At 71.3% G+C, this 16,759-nt stretch carries 17 protein-coding genes and 1 pseudogene; 9 read left to right on the top strand and 9 right to left on the bottom strand.

Translation table 11 applies throughout. The features are described 5' to 3' along the window. Positions 1-155: 155 nt before the first annotated feature. From ACIRB4_RS28195 to ACIRB4_RS28180, 4 genes are all read right to left on the bottom strand, one after another. The gene (locus tag ACIRB4_RS28195; protein WP_403295017.1) at positions 156-773 is read right to left on the bottom strand and encodes a TOPRIM nucleotidyl transferase/hydrolase domain-containing protein; all 618 of its coding nucleotides are present in this window, start codon (positions 771-773) and stop codon (positions 156-158) included. Positions 774-938: 165 nt separating this feature from the next. Beyond that, the gene (locus tag ACIRB4_RS28190) at positions 939-1,724 is read right to left on the bottom strand and encodes an ABC transporter permease (protein WP_403295016.1); all 786 of its coding nucleotides are present in this window, start codon (positions 1,722-1,724) and stop codon (positions 939-941) included. Further along, positions 1,721-2,725, bottom strand: coding sequence for an ATP-binding cassette domain-containing protein (locus ACIRB4_RS28185; protein ID WP_403295015.1), 1,005 nt, complete (start codon positions 2,723-2,725; stop codon positions 1,721-1,723). Before ACIRB4_RS28185 ends, ACIRB4_RS28190 begins: the two co-directional genes overlap by 4 nt. Positions 2,726-2,745: 20 nt before the next feature. Further along, positions 2,746-3,414, bottom strand: a complete 669-nt coding sequence (locus tag ACIRB4_RS28180; RefSeq protein ID WP_403295014.1) for a DUF4097 family beta strand repeat-containing protein — start codon at positions 3,412-3,414, stop codon at positions 2,746-2,748. A gap of 229 nt (positions 3,415-3,643) precedes the next feature. Between ACIRB4_RS28180 and ACIRB4_RS28175 the strand changes: the two genes are divergently transcribed. Beyond that, on the top strand, positions 3,644-4,432 hold the full coding sequence (locus tag ACIRB4_RS28175; RefSeq protein ID WP_403295013.1) for a helix-turn-helix domain-containing protein: 789 nt from the start codon (positions 3,644-3,646) through the stop codon (positions 4,430-4,432). On the opposite strand, the pseudogene ACIRB4_RS28170 reads toward ACIRB4_RS28175, so the two are convergent. Both ACIRB4_RS28170 and ACIRB4_RS28165 read right to left on the bottom strand, forming a co-directional pair. Further along, a pseudogene (locus ACIRB4_RS28170) lies at positions 4,410-5,297 on the bottom strand (DMT family transporter); the annotation flags it as partial. The gene ACIRB4_RS28175 and the pseudogene ACIRB4_RS28170 sit on opposite strands and share 23 nt — an antisense overlap. A 47-nt stretch (positions 5,298-5,344) precedes the next feature. Next, complete coding sequence (locus tag ACIRB4_RS28165; RefSeq protein ID WP_403295012.1) at positions 5,345-5,950, bottom strand: TetR/AcrR family transcriptional regulator; 606 nt, start codon at positions 5,948-5,950, stop codon at positions 5,345-5,347. Between the two features lie 192 nt (positions 5,951-6,142). Here ACIRB4_RS28165 and ACIRB4_RS28160 point away from each other — a divergent pair, with 192 nt between their 5' ends. Both ACIRB4_RS28160 and ACIRB4_RS28155 read left to right on the top strand, forming a co-directional pair. Further along, entirely contained in the window at positions 6,143-7,300 is a 1,158-nt protein-coding gene (locus ACIRB4_RS28160) for an ABC transporter substrate-binding protein (RefSeq protein ID WP_403295011.1), read from the top strand. A gap of 331 nt (positions 7,301-7,631) precedes the next feature. After that, a complete protein-coding gene (locus ACIRB4_RS28155; RefSeq protein WP_403295010.1) occupies positions 7,632-8,939 on the top strand; it encodes a hypothetical protein in 1,308 nt (435 codons plus the stop codon). 173 nt (positions 8,940-9,112) lie between these two features. Here the strand turns inward: ACIRB4_RS28155 and ACIRB4_RS28150 are convergent, their stop codons facing one another. After that, entirely contained in the window at positions 9,113-9,796 is a 684-nt protein-coding gene (locus ACIRB4_RS28150) for an esterase/lipase family protein (RefSeq protein WP_403295009.1), read from the bottom strand. A gap of 736 nt (positions 9,797-10,532) precedes the next feature. Then, positions 10,533-11,201: a class I SAM-dependent methyltransferase gene (locus tag ACIRB4_RS28145; RefSeq protein ID WP_403295008.1), complete on the bottom strand. Its 669-nt coding sequence runs from the start codon at positions 11,199-11,201 to the stop codon at positions 10,533-10,535. A gap of 145 nt (positions 11,202-11,346) precedes the next feature. Between ACIRB4_RS28145 and ACIRB4_RS28140 the strand changes: the two genes are divergently transcribed. The 4 genes from ACIRB4_RS28140 to ACIRB4_RS28125 all read left to right on the top strand — a co-directional run bounded on the left by ACIRB4_RS28140 (position 11,347) and on the right by ACIRB4_RS28125 (position 14,230). Then, positions 11,347-11,775 (top strand): cell division protein SepF, encoded by a 429-nt coding sequence (locus tag ACIRB4_RS28140; protein WP_403295007.1) that lies wholly within the window; start codon positions 11,347-11,349, stop codon positions 11,773-11,775. Positions 11,776-11,829: 54 nt separating this feature from the next. Beyond that, positions 11,830-13,230 carry an AAA family ATPase gene (locus ACIRB4_RS28135; RefSeq protein ID WP_403295006.1) on the top strand — a complete coding sequence of 467 codons (1,401 nt, stop codon included), beginning with the start codon at positions 11,830-11,832 and terminating at the stop codon, positions 13,228-13,230. After that, positions 13,227-13,607, top strand: coding sequence for a nucleotide pyrophosphohydrolase (locus ACIRB4_RS28130; RefSeq protein WP_403295005.1), 381 nt, complete (start codon positions 13,227-13,229; stop codon positions 13,605-13,607). Before ACIRB4_RS28135 ends, ACIRB4_RS28130 begins: the two co-directional genes overlap by 4 nt. A gap of 125 nt (positions 13,608-13,732) precedes the next feature. Then, on the top strand, positions 13,733-14,230 hold the full coding sequence (locus tag ACIRB4_RS28125) for a DUF6099 family protein (RefSeq protein ID WP_403295004.1): 498 nt from the start codon (positions 13,733-13,735) through the stop codon (positions 14,228-14,230). A 26-nt stretch (positions 14,231-14,256) separates the two neighbouring features. Here ACIRB4_RS28125 and ACIRB4_RS28120 read toward each other — a convergent pair whose 3' ends face one another. After that, positions 14,257-14,550 (bottom strand): hypothetical protein, encoded by a 294-nt coding sequence (locus ACIRB4_RS28120; protein WP_403295003.1) that lies wholly within the window; start codon positions 14,548-14,550, stop codon positions 14,257-14,259. A gap of 255 nt (positions 14,551-14,805) precedes the next feature. Between ACIRB4_RS28120 and ACIRB4_RS28115 the strand changes: the two genes are divergently transcribed. Together ACIRB4_RS28115 and mmuM are read left to right on the top strand one after the other, a co-directional pair. Next, positions 14,806-15,729, top strand: a complete 924-nt coding sequence (locus ACIRB4_RS28115; RefSeq protein WP_403295002.1) for an LLM class F420-dependent oxidoreductase — start codon at positions 14,806-14,808, stop codon at positions 15,727-15,729. 15 nt (positions 15,730-15,744) lie between these two features. Continuing rightward, entirely contained in the window at positions 15,745-16,668 is a 924-nt protein-coding gene (mmuM, locus tag ACIRB4_RS28110) for a homocysteine S-methyltransferase (protein ID WP_403295001.1), read from the top strand. Positions 16,669-16,759: the final 91 nt, after the last annotated feature.

Raw genomic sequence — 16,759 nt, 5'->3', positions numbered from 1 at the left:
GGGATATACGAGAAATACCCATCAAAACCGCTCTCTTGGAGGGGACAGAAGCGGATCATCGTAGAGCGGCGATCACTCAGCGCGGCAGCCGGGCCGTCCCCGTTCACCAGGGCGTGGCACACGTACCGCCCTGCGGATCCGCCCCGGTGTGTCGGTCACAGGCTGGCGAGGAGATCGTCGAGCGGATCGGGTACTTGGTCGGGGGCCAGGGCGTCGACGAGGAGGTGGCCGTAGCGGATCTTGCGGCCCTTCTTCGTGCCGAGGAAGCGGCGCAACTGCTGGTGCCGGGGCCGTCCGTGCTGTGCGGGCTGGTGGAGGAAGGTCTGCCAGGCGCGGAGGTCGCCCTCCGCCTGGACGATCTCCTCGACCCTCGACGTGCCCAGCGCGCGGATGAGTTCGTCCTCCAGGTCCGCCACGCACACGAAGAAGTCCCGGTGCGGCGCCCGTGCCCGCTTCAGGCCGCGGTCGTAGAAGCGTTGCTCGCGCTCGTCGCACAGTCCCGCCAGGCGCAGGCCGAGGCCGGGCGGCCCGAGGATGCCGGCGTAACGGCCGATGCTCATCGCGCCGCCCATCGAGACGACGCACACCCCCTCGGCGGCGAGGTCCCGGCCGCGGCGGGCGGCCAGCGTCTCCACGGCCGCGAGGTCACTCGGCCCTTCCAGCAGCACCGCCGTCCGCACCCCGAGTCGCAGCGCCAGGTCGCTCGCCGGCCCGCCGGGACCGCCGTTCGCCCAGCCACTGACCGCGTCCCGGAATGCCTGTAGGTCTGCCATGGGGCGAGTCTGCCTCCTCGTTCTTCGCACGGCTTGGAATTTTTCGACGGCCTGGCAACACGGACGGCCCGGCACCACGGACGGGCGGCGCACGCCGACGGGTGTCGGTGTACGCCGCCCTCGGGTGGGACGTGTCGCGGGTGCTGACCCACGTCGTCATGGCGGTTACTTCGGGTCGTCGTTGAACTTCGAGGTCGACCAGAGGTAGCCGACCACCGCGAGGCCCAGGCACCAGGCGACGGCGAGCCAACCGTTGTGGCCGATCTCGGTGCCCAGGAGCAGGCCGCGCAGCGTCTCGATGGCGGGCGTGAACGGCTGGTACTCGGCGATCGGCTGGAACCAGCCCGGCATCGCGTCGACCGGGACGAAGGCGCTGGAGATCAGCGGCAGGAAGATCAGGGGCATCGCGTTGTTGCTGGCGGCCTCGGCGTTCGGGCTGATCAGACCCATGCCGACGGCGATCCAGGTGAGCGCCATGGCGAAGAGCACGATCAGTCCGAACGCCGCGACCCACTCCAGGAGGGTGGCATCGGTGGAGCGGAATCCGATGGCCACGCCGACGGCGCCGACCAGGACCACGCTGATGACGGACTGCAACACGCTGCCGACGACGTGGCCCACGAGCACGGAACCGCGGTGGATCGCCATCGTGCGGAAGCGGGCGATGATGCCCTCGGTCATGTCGTTGGAGACGGAGACCGCGGTCCCGATCGTGGTGCTGCCGATGGTCATCAGCAGCAGGCCCGGGACGAGATACGCGATGTAGTCGGAGCGGTCCCCGCCGCCGATGCCCGCGCTCATGGTGCCGCCGAAGATGTAGACGAAGAGCAGCAGCAGCATGATCGGCGTCAGCAGGAGGTTCAGGGTGAGGGACGGATAGCGCCGGGCGTGCAGGAGGTTGCGGCGCAGCATCGTGGAGGAGTCGCGTACGGCGAGGGCGAGGGAGCTCATCGGGCGTCCTCCTTGGGCTGGTTGGGCCGGTTCGGGTGGTTCGGGTGGTTGGACATGTTGTGCCGGCTGGGGATGCCGGCGCCGCCGCCGGTCAGGGCGAAGAAGACGTCGTCGAGGTCGGGCGTGTGCACGGTCAGCTCGTCCGCCTCGATACCGGCCGAGTCCAGCCGGTCGAGGATGGAGCGCAGTTCGCGCTGGCTGCCGTCGCTCGGGAGCTGCAGCGCGAGGGACTCGTCGTTCCGGGAGGACTCGCGCAGGACCGAGGCGGTGCTCTGGTACGCGGCCGGATCGGTGAAGCGGAGCCGGACGTGCCCGCCGGGGATGAGCCGCTTCAACTCCTCGGCGGTGCCCTGCGCGGCGATCTTGCCGTCGTTCAGCACGGCGATGCGGTCCGCGAGCTCGTCGGCCTCCTCCAGGTACTGCGTGGTGAGGAAGACGGTGACGCCGTCGGAGACGAGCTCGCGGATGATCTGCCACATGTTGTGCCGGGAGCGCGGGTCGAGACCGGTGGTCGGCTCGTCGAGGAAGATGATCCGCGGGTCGCCGACCAGGGTCATGGCTATGTCGAGGCGGCGCTTCATGCCGCCGGAGTAGGTGGAGGCGGGCTTCTTCGCGGCCTCGGCGAGGTCGAAGCGTTCGAGCAGCCCGGCGGTGACCCGCCGTCCCTCGCGCTTGGAGAGGTGGTGCAGGTCCGCCATCAGGAGCATGTTCTCCTCGCCGGTGATCAGGCCGTCGACCGCGGAGAACTGTCCGGTGACGCCGATCGAGGCGCGTACGGCCTGCGGGTCGGTGGCGAGGTCGTGGCCGCCGACGCGGATCGCCCCGTCATCGGCGCCGATCAGGGTGGAGAGGATCTTGACGGCGGTGGTCTTGCCGGCGCCGTTCGGGCCGAGCAGGGAGAACACGGTTCCTTCCGGGACGGCCAGGTCGACACCGTCGAGCACGAGCTTGTCGCCGTAGGACTTGCGCAGCCCGTTCGCCGCGATGGCCAAGTTGCTCATGAGGATGAATCCCTTCGAGGTCAGAGGCTGCGAGCGGTGATGTCGCCGTGGGAGGTGGTCGCGCGGATGTTCAGGTCGGCGGCGCCGTCGGTGTTCTTGAGCGCGTTGTGGATCCGGCCGTAGCCGGTGCCGGCGTCAAGGGAGGCGGACACTCCATGGGCCGCTCCGATGGAGACGTCGCCCATCTGCGTGGTCAGCACGACCGTGCCGCCCACCGCCTCGGCGATCTTGATGTCGCCCTTCTGGGTGCTGATCTCCGCGGGGCCGCCCAGTCGGCCGACCACGACGTCCCCGGCGTGGGCGGTGAGGCGGACGCTCGCGGCCTCGTCGATCTTGATGGCGCCGTTCGCGCCGTCGAAGGCGACGTCACCGAGCCGTCCCACGCCCCGGAATTCGGCGCAGGACGACGTCGCCTCGATGCGCGAGCCGGTCGGCAGCTGGACGGTGACCTCGATCGATCCGGAGGGGCCGAAGTACTGGTTCTTCGCCGCCGGGGCGTCGATCCGCAGGACGCCGTCGCGGTAGTCGACCGTGGCCTGTGCGGCGGCCTTGACGTCGCGGCTCTTGGCGGGGTTGGAGGGGCGGACCTCGACGGTGGCGTCGGTCCGGTCGGCGGCGATGACCTGGAGGCGACCGGCGGGGATGTCGACGACGGTGGCGACCGGGGCGGAGGTGTCGAACTTCTGCATGGTGCTCTCCTGTGCTGTCTCGTTGGCGTTTCCGACATCGCAAAAGCTACGTTGCGTTCGTGTATTCGGCAACGCATGTATTGCAGTGGGCGTGCATTACTGCAGGTAGAACCCAGAAAATCGTTGCAACGAATGCAGATTCAACGCAACATCACGAGGGTGGTGCGTTGCATTGGATGGAGAGTGAAAGCTATGGTGGGGCAAACAAGGAAGTGTGAAGGGAGATCCTGTGCCGGGAGGCAGACTCACCCAGCAGGAACGTCAGCAGATCGCGCTGGGGCTGGCCGACGGGCTCGCGTACGCGGAGATCGCCCGACGTCTCGACCGCCCGACCTCGACCATCACGCGCGAGGTCATGCGCAATGGCGGCCCCGTCGCCTACCGTGCCGACCTGGCCCACCGCGCCACCGAACGCCGCGCCCACCGGCGAAGGCAGGCCGCGCCCAGAGGGCAGCAGGCCCCGGCGCAGGCCCACGGACGGGACGCCGACGCCGTGCGCGAGTACGAGGAGACGTTCACCACCCTGTTCATGCAACAGGGCCTGCCCAAGATGACGGCCCGGGTGCTGACCTGCCTCTTCACCACCGACGCGGGCAGCCTCACCGCGGCCGAACTCGTCCAGCGCCTCGAGGTGAGCCCGGCGTCCGTCTCCAAAGCGATCGCGTTCCTCGAAAGCCAGGGTCTCGTCCGCCGGGAACGCGACGAACGCCGCCGCGATCGCTACGTCGTCGACAACGACGTCTGGTACCAGTCGACGATGGCCGCCGCCCGGTCCAGCGCGCAGCTCGCCGAGACCGCACGGCAAGGCGTCGCCATCCTCGGCCCCGACACCCCGGCCGCCGCCCGCCTCGAGAACATCGCCCGCTTCACCGACTTCATCAGCGAGAGCATCGCCCGCGCCGCCGAGCAGGCGCGCGAGGTTCTCTACGCGAAGCCGGGAACGACCACGGACGGCCCCGGGGAGCCCGGTTCGGCGCACTCGGCCCGCTCGGAGCGCTCGGAGCGCTCGGAGCGGTGAGGACGGCGAGGCAGACGATGACCAGGGCGACACCTGCCCAGCCGGTGGCGGGGAGGCGTTCGCCGACGATCAGGACGGCGAGGACGGCGGCGACGGCCGGTTCGAGCAAGGACAGCGTGGTCGCGGTGCTCGCGGGTACGCGGGCGAGTCCCCAGCCGAACAGGACGTAGCCGGCGAACATGGGCACGAGCGCCATGTAGGTGCCGACCGCCGCGTTGGACCAGGAGCTCAGGAGCGGGGCGCCCGTTGCCAGCAGAACCGGCAGCAGGAGCAGCCCGCCGAGCCCGAACGCGGCGCCCATCGCCGCGCGGGAGGGGATCCGGCGGGTCATCAGCCGGTGCGCGGCCCAGGAGTAGAGGGCGTAGGTCGCGGCGGCGACGAGGCCGAGACCCACGCCCAGGAGCGTCGTGGCCACGGACGCCGATCCCGTACCGTCGGCGGCGTCGGCGGCTTCGGCGGCGTGCGCGGCTTCGGCCACGCACAGCAGGACGGTGCCGAGCAGGCCGAGGGTGGCCGCGAGCATCCAGCGGCGCGTGAGCCGACGGCCGTCCACCACGCGTTCGATCAGGGCCGAGGCGAGCGGAGCCGTACCGATCGACACGACGGCGCCCACGGCGACCCCGGCCAGGTGCATGGAGCTGTAGAACGCCAGGGGATAGACCGCCACCGACACCGCGCCGAGCAGCACCGTGCCGCGCTGGTCGCGCAGTCGAGCCGCGTGGCGGACGATCTGCGGGGCGGCGACGAGGGCTTGGAGCAGACCGCCCAGCCCCATGGCGACGGCCCCGATGGCGAGCGGGCCCACATCGGGAGCGAATGTGGCGGCCGTACCGGTCGTGCCCCACAGAACGGAGGCCGCCAGCACGCACAGCGCTCCTGCCGACGCGGACCGCGGGACTCCGGCGGGCCGCCTCACAGGCGGTCCAGCAGGGCCGCCGCCAGGGAGCGGGCGTGCTGGAGCCGGTCGCCGTCGCCCTCCAGGCCGGCCCGGGCCATCGCGCCCTCCAGAAGGAAGGCGAGGTGCTCGGCCAGCGCGTCCGCCTCACCGGGCCGCCCGGGCAGCAGCTGCTCCAGATGACCGGCGATCAGCCGCTCGACCTCCTCCTTGTGGGCGCGGACCACGGCCCGGCCTTCGTCTCCGGCCGGGAGTTCGGCGGCGGCGTTGAGGAGGCCGCAGCCGCGAAAGCCGTGCTCGTACGCGAACGCGGCGTGATCGGCGTACGCGTCGAACACCGCCAGGACGCCCTCGCGCGGACCCCGCGCCTGCTCCGACCGCGCCCGGTACAGCCCCAGCCACTCCTCGTGCCGGGCGTCGAGGTAGGCCCGGACCAGGTCGGCTTTGGAGGAGAAGTTGTTGTAGAGGCTCATCTTCGCCACGCCGGCCTCGGAGGTGATCGTGTCGATCCCGGTCGCCGCCACACCGTCGGCATAGAAGCGGCGAGCCGCCGCCGCCAGCAGCCGCTCACGGGCCGGGCGCCGTCGCCCGCTGCCCGCCGTCCTCGCATCGGTCACGCTCATCACGCCCAGAGTAGGTAGGTAGGTCTACCTAGAGTACGGGAAGGGCGGGGGCATGCCCACCGGATCGAACGAACGCATAATCGGTTGTCGGCGGGCGACGATGCCGGATGCAATGGCCGGCATGCTCAGCCAGGCGCGCCCGCCACGGCGAGATGACATGGACGCGCATCGTCACACGGGAGACGCCGACGCATGAGTACGCCACCCTCGCCACCCTCGCCATCCGCACCATCCTCGCCATCCGCGGTGGAGTGGACCGACGGATCATCCGTCCGGATCGGCGCCCTCGTTCCGCTCACGCGGCCTGGTTGGGTCGAGGCGGGCCGACATCTGCTCGCCGGACTCGAGTTGGCCGTTCGCGACGTCAATGGCACCGGCGGGATCGGCGGACGACCGGTCGAGCTGGTCGTCCGCGACACCGCGGCTGATCCGCAGAGGGCCGCGGCGGCCGTGGACGAATTGGCCCGCCTCGGCGTGGCCGCCCTGGCGGGGGAGTATCACAGCGTCGTCGCCCGCGCCGCTGCCACGAGGGCCGACGCGCTCGGCCTGCCGTACCTCTGCTCGTCCGCCGTGCTCGACGCGCTCACCGAGGAGCCGACGGACTGGGTCGCGCGCCTTCCCCCGGCGCAGTCCCACGGCTGGCGGCTCTACGCGGACTTCCTCCTCGGCGCGGGTCACAGCCGCATCGCCGTGGCGGCCGAGCCGAGCGTCTACTGGGCGTCAGGCACCCGCATCCTCCGGAACCACCTCGCTGTCCGCGGCGGCACCGTCGTCGAACTCGATGCGCGCGCCCTCGACCCCACGGCCCTCTGCGACGCACTCGTCGACAACCGCGCGACGGCTCTTCTTCTTCTGGTCGGCTTCCCGGAGCCGGCCGTGTCGATCGTCAGGTCCGTCCGCCACGACCCGCGCCTCGCCGAGATCCTGATCGGTGCTCCGGCCGGGCAACCGGAGTTCGCCACATGGGCGACGACGCTGGGCGACGACGGTGTCGCGGTCCCGTTCCTGCGCTATCTGCCCGAGCGTCTGAGCCCACTGGGGGTACGGGTGGAGGCGGCCCTCCGCGACCGGCTGGCCGAGGCGCCCTCCTTCGTCGCGTTCGAGGGCTACGACACGATCGCGGTCCTCGCCGACCAGCTGCGCTCTCACGGCGCGGACCGGGCGCGCATCGCCGCATCCTGGCCGCATGTGGCGGTCGAAGGCACCCGCGGGCGAATCCAGTTCTCCCGCACGCCGGGCATCAGCGTGTGGCAGTGGGCTCGGACCCCGATCCAAGTCGTCGACCGTGACCCGGAGGAACCCGATCGGTTCCGGACCCTTCACACCGGCCGTGGTGAGACGGCGGGGTAACAGCGATCCAGGGCATTTCGCCGTACGGGCATGGCTCGAGTCCCCCCGGGCTCGTGCGCCGCCCCGCGACCCAGTCAGCGCGTAGGAAACGGCTACGTCACCTGATGTCAACTGGCGTTGCGAATCTTGTTACCCCGCCTGGGGGGCAGTGTGCCGTTGTCGATCAAGGGCGTCAAGAGCGGACGGTGGAGGCGGACGCGGAGGCCCCGACCTGAACCGGTCGCACCGGAGAGGGGCGCTGAAAGGCCGAACAAAGCGCCCACGAACGGCAGTTGGAGCCCATGGACCACGCGGCCGTCGTGCGGAAGAAGCAGGTCATAGAGTGACCCGCATGTCCGATGAATTCCCTCCCGGGGCAGACACGGCCGGGATCGGCTCACGCGTGCTGCGCCTGCGCACCGAGCGGGGGCTGACCCAGGCGCATGTAGCCGGCACGGGGTTCACCCGTGCCTACGTCTCCTCGGTCGAAGGGGGCAAGCGCACGCCGTCCAGGCGCACCACCGCCTACTTCGCCGACCGCCTGGGTGTGGACCCCGACGACCTCTTCTTCGGCTACGAAGCCGGCAGACGCAGGAAGCTGTGGCAGGAGGCCGCCGAAGCACGCACGGCCCTGTCCCGAGGTGAGATCGAGCGGGCGCACGAGGCGTACCGGCAGGTCGTACGTGAGGCCGACGACCAAGGCGACTCCGAACTCGGCTATGCCGGACGGTGCGGACTGGGGGCCGTGGCGAGGCATCAGGGCGACACGGACCGCGCACTCGTCCTCTTCCGCGAGGCGGAGGAACCACTGACCGGCCGCCCGGTCGCCGACCGGCTGCAGGCGGTCGTCGGTCAGATGGGCGCGCTCTTCGCCCGAGGGGAGATAGCCGAGGCGCTCGCGCTCGCCGAGCGGCAGCTGCTCGCGGCCGCCGGGACGGACCAGCACGCCGCGGAGTTCGCCCTGCGCGCCGCCTCCGTGCTGCCGCTCGTCGAGCGCGGAGAGCTCGACGAAGCCGGAGCGGCCGCGGACAAGGCCCTGACGATCGCGCCTGCCGTCAAGGACCCCGAGATTCTCGCCCAGGGCTACTACCACCTCAACCGTGCGCTCACCGCCCTGGGCCGGTACGACCAGGCCGAGCAGATCTTGAGCAGGGCACTCGCCCTCTACGAGCACCTCGCCCTGCGCACCGAGGTGGGCATGTGCCATTTCGCCCGCGGCTATCTCGCCGCCCGCAGCGGCGATCTGTCCGGCGCCGAGGCCGGCCTGCGCCTGGCCGCTTCCGTTTTCACCGAGACCAAGTCGCGCCCCCGTCTCGTCAACGCCCTTGCCGAACTGGCCGAAGTCGTCCGCCGCCAGGACCGGCTCGACGAGGCGGCCTCACTCGTCGCCACGTGCAGGGCCGAGGCAGGCGAGTACCGGGACCCGGAGCAGGCGGCCGAGCTGGACCGTATCGACGCGCTCATCGCGCTCGGCCAGGGAGAGGAAGCGGCCTGCGCCAGGCTGTTCAGGTCCGCCCTGAAGGGATACACCGGCATCCAGGCCGTCTACGAGATCGGCGCGACCTGCCGCCTCTTCGGCGACGCCCTCATGACCTGGGGCCGCGTCCAGGAAGCGGCCGGGGTCTACCGTCAGGGCCTCACGGCGCTCGAACGTCCGTAACCGGCGAAGGTCCGTAACCGGCGAACGTCCGTAACCGGCGAACGTCCGTAACGGGCGCATGTCCGTACCAGGCGAAACGGCTCCCGCGGCGCCGGCCGCTTGCCCGCCGGCGCCGCGAGAGCCGTCACCGTCCGCGCACCATCAGTGCACCGGGGAGCGCGTCAGGGGCAGGTTCAGCCGACGAACGACTTGACCTGGCCGTAGACGGTGGCGTCGGTCCGCAGTTCGCTGTGGCTGAGGCACGCGGTCTGGGTGTTGGTCGCGCCGGAGAGGGGGACGCTGCTGTCCGGGTTGATGACGCTGTCGCAGGGCGACCACCAGGTGGCGTACCGGGAGGCGCCGGGCGTCTCGTCGCCGGAGTTCAAGGCGGTCAGGAAGCTGGAGCCGGGGCGCATCTCCGTACAGGAGGCGCCGCCGCAGAAGTAGGCCATGTCCGTGCCGTGGTTGGGTCCGCCGAGGGAGATCCAGGCGTCGACCTTGGCGGAGCCGCCGAGGTTCTTCGTGTAGTAGCGGGACGAGAGTCCGCCCATGGAGTGGGTGACGACGTCGACCTTGTCGGCCCCGGTCGCCGCCAGCACGCGGTCGATCTCCGTCGCGAGCTGGGAGGCCGTGGTGGCGTTGGACTGGCCGGTGTTGTACGTCCACTGGTCGAGGTGGCCGGCCGGCCAGCCGTCGGCCTTGAAGCGGGCGGCCATGGTGTCCCAGGTGGAGCCGCTGGAGTTCCAGCCATGGACGAAGACGATCGGGTCGGGCGCGGCCGCGGCCGGTTCGGCCCCGGAGGCGGGGGCCTGAAGCGCCAGGGCGCCGAGGAGGCCGGCGGCGAGTGAGGAGACCAGAAGGGGGCGAGGAGTGCGCATGGTGTCCTTCCGTGGGGAGTCGGGGACCGTGTGGCCCTGGTGTGGCGTGACCCGGCCGTGGAGCGGGGCGGCCCGGCCGGGCGGGGACGTCAGGAGGCGGAGCGGTACGGGACGTGCTTGCCGACGGAGCGGTGCGCGCGGCCCGAGTTCTTGATCAACTGCGGGACGGCGTCGCGGTTACGGCTGATGGCGCGTTCGAGCACCTCACCGACCGGGTGAAGGCCGCGGCTGGACGTACGTGAGGGGTAGGGCTACGGCTCGAAGGTGCGGCCGGCGGCCCGGGACGTGATGCGGGCGGGGGAGTGGCGAACGGGGCTCCGCCGCCGTGCGTACTACTGCCGGGGGGAGGGGCGCGGACGGCGTGTGGGGGGTCGCATCTGCGGTGCACCAGACCTTTCTTAGACCGGCTCGCGGTGCGTACGGGCCGTGCGGCCGAGGCCCGCTCCTCGGGTGAAGGAAGCGGGCCTGGCCGCACGCTGTGCGGTGGGTCGGGTGGTGCGCGGGGCTGCCCGGGAGCGACGCCCGGCGGTGGAGCCGCTCCTGCGTGGCTCTTCCATCAACAGCGGTTTCGGAAGGTGTTACCCCGCTTCGCCGAGTGTCCTGTTCCCCCGAGTGGACCGTCAAGTCAGCTGCGTGGAAAGGGTTATGGAGCTCGGGTGAGGATTCGGAGGCAGCCTCCAGGGCGAGGGCCGGCCCAGCCGGTCCGCCCCGTGCCGCCGCTCCCGGTGCCTGGTCCTCAGCCGGGTCGCTTGGCCATGACGACCACTCCCGGCCCGGTGTGCTCATCGGCGGGGAGGCGAAGTTCGGCGACCGGCTGCAGTCCGGCCTGCTCGATCAGGGCCACGAACTGTTCCGGCCGCCATTTGTGTGTCGTCCAGCGAACGGGTACACCTCCGTAGGCCTCGGTGCGTACCGCGTCCTCGTCGCCGACGTGCGTCGCGGTGATGAGGTGCCCGCCCGGCTTCAACGCCCTTGCGAACAGGGCGAGAACCTGAGGGAGCACGTCACGCGGGAGGTTGAACAGCGACCACCACCCGAGCACACCGCCGAGGGACGCCTCACCTAGGTCGAGGTCGGTGGCGGAGGCGACACTGAAGCGACATCGCGGATGAAGACGGCGCGCGTTCTCGATCATTCGAGGAGAGAGATCCACTCCCGACACGTCCAGTCCCCGCTCGGCGAGGTAGGCGGTCACCGTTCCGGGCCCGCAGCCGACGTCGAGGACGGGCCCGAGGCCGCTCACGGTGTCAGCGAAGGCGTCGATCGATGCCTTGAGCCATGGATGGCGACGGATGTCACCGATTCCGGTCGTCAGCACCATGTGGGCGTAGTTGTCGGCCACCCGGTCATACGATTCACGTACCACGTCGAGGTCGGCCGGGCGGTCAAGAGGATGTGCGCGCATCGGCCAACGATAGGACGGTGCGATGGACTTGGGAGTCGATCGTCGCCGGGTCGCACCCGGAGGGTGTCGACCGGGTTCTCGTACGTGGCCGACTCGTGACGTGTCGCTGTTGGGCCGAACGAGTGAGGGAGGCGAGGATGGGTGCATGAGTAGGTACGAGAGGTACGACGTCACCGACGAGCAGTGGGAGGGCCTCGCGCAGGTCGTGCCCCTGCGGGGACGGGACGAGTGGCCGTCGAGGGTCGATCACCGGACGCTTCCCGAGCAGTATGAGGCCGCCGAGCAGCGGCGCATGATCGTGTTGCGGGTGCAGGTCTTCGCCGACGCCCGCGAGGTGGCCGAATATCTCATCGCCCAGATTCCCGTCCTGCTGGATCTGACCGGGGCCGACACCGATGTCGCCAAGCGGATCCTCGACTTCAGCAGCGGTGTCGTCTTCGGCCTCGGCAGCGGGATGCACCGGGTGGACCGCAACGTCTTCCTGCTGGCGCCGGCCGGTACCGAGGTCGAGGGCGCGGCCGACGCGACATCGGAGGACGAGGAGGGGGTCGGCGCCGCCGTCCCCCGATCGTAGGAAGGTCAGACGGCGTAACGGTTCGTCATACGACCGACTGCGTACGGTCCGATCATGGACTTCACCGGCGGCCTTACGCCCGATTCCACTGCTTCCGACCCCTCCACCGCCCGAGACACCGACCCGTCCACCGCTCCAACGGCGGCATCTCCAACCGGCACGTCCTCCGCCACCTCCACCGGCACTGACACCGGCACGTCCTCCGCCACCTCCACCGGTGCTGACACCGGTTTTGCCGCCGGTCCCGGGGCCGGGCGTGACACGCCTCGGCACGTCATGGCCGGCTCCCGGCGGAGGCCCGCCCGCCCCGTCGTCACCGAACTCCGCCTCTCCGCCTTCGCCTCCCACCGCGCAGCCGTCTACCCCCTGGGGCCCGTGACGCTGTTCACGGGGGCGAGCGGAAGCGGCAAGTCCACTGCCCTGCGCGCCTACGAGGCGCTGGCCCGGCTCGGGGCGGGCGACGACCTCGGCTCGGTGTTCCCCGATGCGGCCGACTGCGTGCCCGAACGGGCCAGGCCGGACGCGGAGGGGCGGCGGGGGTTCCGGATCGGCTGCACCGTCGACGGTCCGGCCGGTCCCGTGGAGCTCGATATCGCCGTCCAGGCCGAGCCCCGGCTCCGCGTCGTCGGCGAACGGCTGACCTGCCGCGGCCGCACGCTGCTCACCTCGGCGCTCCGCGACCCCAGCCGCAGCAGCGTCCAGGCCGAATGGCACACGGCCGGAGCCACCCCCGTCACCCGCGCGCCGCTCCCGGACGACCTCCTGGGCACCGCCCTGCTGCCGCTGCGGGTGGCCGGCAAGACGAAGGGGCAGCTCCAAGTCCTGGCCGCCGCCGAACAGGTGGTGGTCGCGCTGCGGTCGGTCTTCCCCTGCGACCCTCAGCCGCATCTGATGCGGGCCCCGGTCCCCGTCGGGGAGGGGCGACTGCGGCGCGGCTGTGAGAACCTCGCCGAGGTCCTGCACCGTACGCGTACCGGCTGCCCGCGCCGCCATGCCCGGCTGGCCGCGGTCGCGGGCGCCGGGTGCGTCGGGCCCGTCACGGGGCTCGGGATCGAGGAGTTGCCCGACGCCATGGTCCGGGCGGTACTGGAGAGGGCGGCGCGAGCCACGGGCCCGGACGGCCCCGGGGGAGCCCGGGTGCCCGCCGCCACCCCGCTGGGGAGGCTCGGTGACGGCGAACTGCGCTACCTGGCGCTGGCGCTCGTCCTGCTCACCGGCCCCGGCGTGCTGGCCATGGACCAACTCGCCGAAGTACCCGATGCGATGAAGACGCTGACCGTCGTGGCGGACGGTCTCGACCGGAGGCTCGACCGGCGTCAGCTCCGGGAACTGCTCGGCCTCGCCGCCGCCATCTGCGCGGACGGCCATATCCGGGTTGTCGGCGCGATCGGGGAGGCGGCCGTGGCGACCGCGCGGGAGACGCCCGGGGTGTCAGTGGTAGACCTTGAGCCGTGAGTGAACTGGACGTAGCGGGATTGCAGCGGAGGCTGGCCGAGTTCGCCGCCTCCCGGGAGTGGCAGCCGTACCACACACCGAAGAACCTGGCGGCGGCGCTCAGCGTCGAGGCGGCCGAACTGCTGGAGATCTTCCAGTGGTTGACGCCCCAGGAGGCGGACCGGGTGATGGAGGACCCGGACACGGCACACCGGGTCGCCGACGAGGTCGCGGACGTACTGGCGTATCTGCTCCAGTTCTGCGGGGTCCTCGGCGTCGACCCCCTCGCGGCGTTGTCGGCGAAGATTGACCGGAACGAACTGCGCTTCCCGGTCGGCAGGCCGCCGGGCCGGGCCGCGCGGGCCCCCGAGCATGAGGATCGTCACTCTTCGGAGTGATCGGCTTTGTCGCGTCGAGCTTCCTGTCCACAGATTTCCGAATTCCTCTGGAGTTTTGGCTCAGGCGCCTTCACTCTGGGTAATGAAGGAGTGAGCAGTAAGTCATACGAACGGGGGCGGCGTCTATGCAAGCGGAGCGACTCATCGCGGCCGGAAGGCACGCATTGGCGCAGAGCGGAACGGCGTTGGACATCGTGGCGGAGGCCTGGCAGGCGCAGGCCCTCGCCCAGGCGATAGGAAGTCATCTCGCGCTCTGCGGGCCGCTGGAGCTGCGGAGCGAGGCGAACGGGCTGAGCGAGATCGGCGGGGCGCGCGGAGGGGTCGACCATCCCGTGCTGCGGACGGGTGGCCCGAGGGCGGCGCAGCTCACTGAAGTCGGGGACCCGTGTGCGGCGTTGACCTCGCTCGGATCGCTCCTCGGGGAAGTGGGAATCGCCCTCGTCGGGGTGGCCTGTGCCACGGATGAGGAGGGCCTGTACTGGCAGTGCATCGAGGCGATCGACGCGGCCGACGAAGCGAACGACCGGGTCCGCGGGATGCTGCGCCGCCTTGCGGTACGGGAGCGGGACCGGCCACCCGATGCAGCCTGGGGCCGAGCGGGCCCGGCGGTGAGCCCGCCGTGAACGTGTCGGTGCGCTTCGGGACGCCGTCAGGCGGAGAGACCGCCGGGCCCTCCCCGCAGCACACCGGGGGCGTCCGCATGGCGGTCGGACTCGCGAGACTCCTGCGTCTCCTGGGCCCGCTGAGTCTGCTCGGTCTCTTGGCGGCCCGGCGAGGACTGGAGGTCGGCGTCGAGCTGCGAGAGATCGGCGGTCAGCGCCGCCATCAGCTCCTCCATCTGCTGGAGCAGACCTTTCGGGGCGCCGGCGCCCTTCTGCTCGGGCACGGACTGCTGCACCGGCTGGTCGTGCATCGCCCGCTCCGGCGGGGCTTCCTGGGACATGACGGCCTCCTCGGCCCAGGCCTCTCCGACAGCTCCGACAGCGAGAGGCCACACGTGAGGGCGACGCACCGGCAGCGGCCGCCGGCGCGCGGGCCGGGCGGTCCGGCTCCGCCCGAGCAACGACCGGGCCGGACCACGGTCACTGGCCCAGGGGGTCGCGGCCCGCCGGAGAGGCGGATGTTCACTCGACAGGGACGGTGCGGCACGGGTGCTGACGAAAGGGTTGACAGCCGCCCGGCAGTGCAGGATGGAGGCATGGATCTTCGCATCTTCACCGAGCCCCAGCAGGGGGCCAACTACGACACCCTTCTCAAGGTCGCCAAGGCCACCGAGGACCTCGGCTTCGACGCCTTCTTCCGCTCGGACCACTACGTCAGCATGGGCTCAGGCGACGGCCTTCCCGGGCCGACGGACGCGTGGATCACCCTCGCCGGACTGGCCCGGGAGACCCGCCGGATCCGCCTCGGCACCCTGATGACCGCCGGCACCTTCCGTCTCCCCGGTGTCCTCGCCATTCAGGTCGCCCAGGTCGACCAGATGTCCGGCGGCCGGGTCGAACTGGGCCTCGGGGCAGGCTGGTTCGAGGAGGAGCACCGGGCGTACGGAATCCCCTTCCCCAAGGAGAAGTTCGGCCGCCTTGAGGAGCAGCTTGCGATCGTCACCGGGCTGTGGGGCACCGAGGTCGGCAAGACGTTCACCTTCGAGGGCGAGTTCTACCAGCTCACCGACTCGCCCGCGCTGCCGAAGCCGGCCCAGGCGAAGGTGCCGGTGCTCATCGGCGGGCACGGCGCGTCCCGTACCCCGCGCCTGGCCGCGCGGTACGCCGACGAGTTCAACATCCCCTTCGCGTCGCTCGAGGACAGTGAGCGACAGTTCGGCCGTGTCCGGGCCGCCGCCGAGGCCGTCGGCCGCCGGGCCGACGACCTGGTGTACTCCAACGCCCTGGTCGTCTGTGTCGGCAAGGACGACGCCGAGGTGGCCCGCCGGGCGGCGGCCATCGGCCGGGAGGTGGACGAGCTGAAGGCGAACGGCCTGGCCGGCTCTCCTGCCGAGGTCGTGGACAAGATCGGCCGCTATGGTGCGATCGGCGCGTCCCGGATCTACCTCCAGGTCCTCGACCTGGACGACCTGGACCACCTGGAGCTGATCTCGGCCCAGGTGCAGTCGCAGCTGGGCTGAGAGCGAGGACACGTCATGACATCCACACCTTCCTCCACCCGTTCTTTGGCCGAGGCGCTCGGCGCGGAGGTGCTCGTCCTCGACGGAGGGCTCTCCAACCAGCTCCAGGCGCAGGGCTGCGACCTCTCCGACGAGCTGTGGTCGGCCCGGCTGCTCGTCGACGGCCCCGAGCAGATCGAGGCCGCGCACGCGGCGTACGCGCGAGCGGGCGCCCAGGTGCTGATCACCTCCAGCTATCAGGCCGCCTTCGAGGGCTTCGCCCGCCGAGGCATCGACCGAGCGGAGGCGGAACGGCTGTTCGCGCGGAGCGTGGAGCTGGCGCGGGCGGCGGCGGACGGGGCCGCGCGGCAGGTGTGGGTCGCCGGTTCCGTGGGACCGTACGGGGCGGTGCTCGCCGACGGCAGCGAGTACCGGGGGCGGTACGGACTCACGGTGCGGGAGCTCGAACGGTTCCACCGGCCCCGGATCGAGGCGATCGCGGCGGCGGGACCGGATGTGCTGGCACTGGAGACGGTGCCCGACGCCGAGGAGGCCGAGGCGCTGCTGCGGGCTGTCGAGGGATGCGAGGTGCCGGTGTGGCTCTCGTACACGATCGCGGGCGACCGGACCCGGGCCGGGCAGGGGCTGGAGGAGGCGTTCGCACTCGCGGTCGGCAACGACCAGGTGATCGCGGTCGGTGTCAACTGCTGCGAGCCGGGCGACGCCGCCGGGGCCGTGGAGGTCGCCGCCGCGACGACCGGGAAGCCGGTGGTCGTCTATCCCAACAGCGGCGAGGAGTGGGACGCGCAGGCGCGGGCCTGGCGCGGGGCCGTCAGTTTCGACCCCGACAGCGTGCGGGACTGGCAGGCGGCCGGAGCCCGGCTCATCGGAGGCTGCTGCCGTGTCGGCCCCGAGGGGATCGGGGCCGTCGCCGGGGCGCTCGCGCCACCGAAGGGCTAGGTGTATTGCCCTGTGAGGTTGGGGACGCGGCTGGCGGGCGGTTTGCCTGCGAGTGCGGTGTGTCCGCGGTGGTGATTGTAGGAGTGCAGCC

It is taken from the genome of Streptomyces sp. NPDC093600 (genome assembly GCF_044764755.1).
In the GTDB taxonomy this organism is placed as follows: Bacteria; Actinomycetota; Actinomycetes; order Streptomycetales; family Streptomycetaceae; genus Streptomyces.
This window is presented reverse-complemented; position numbering and strand designations above follow the sequence as displayed.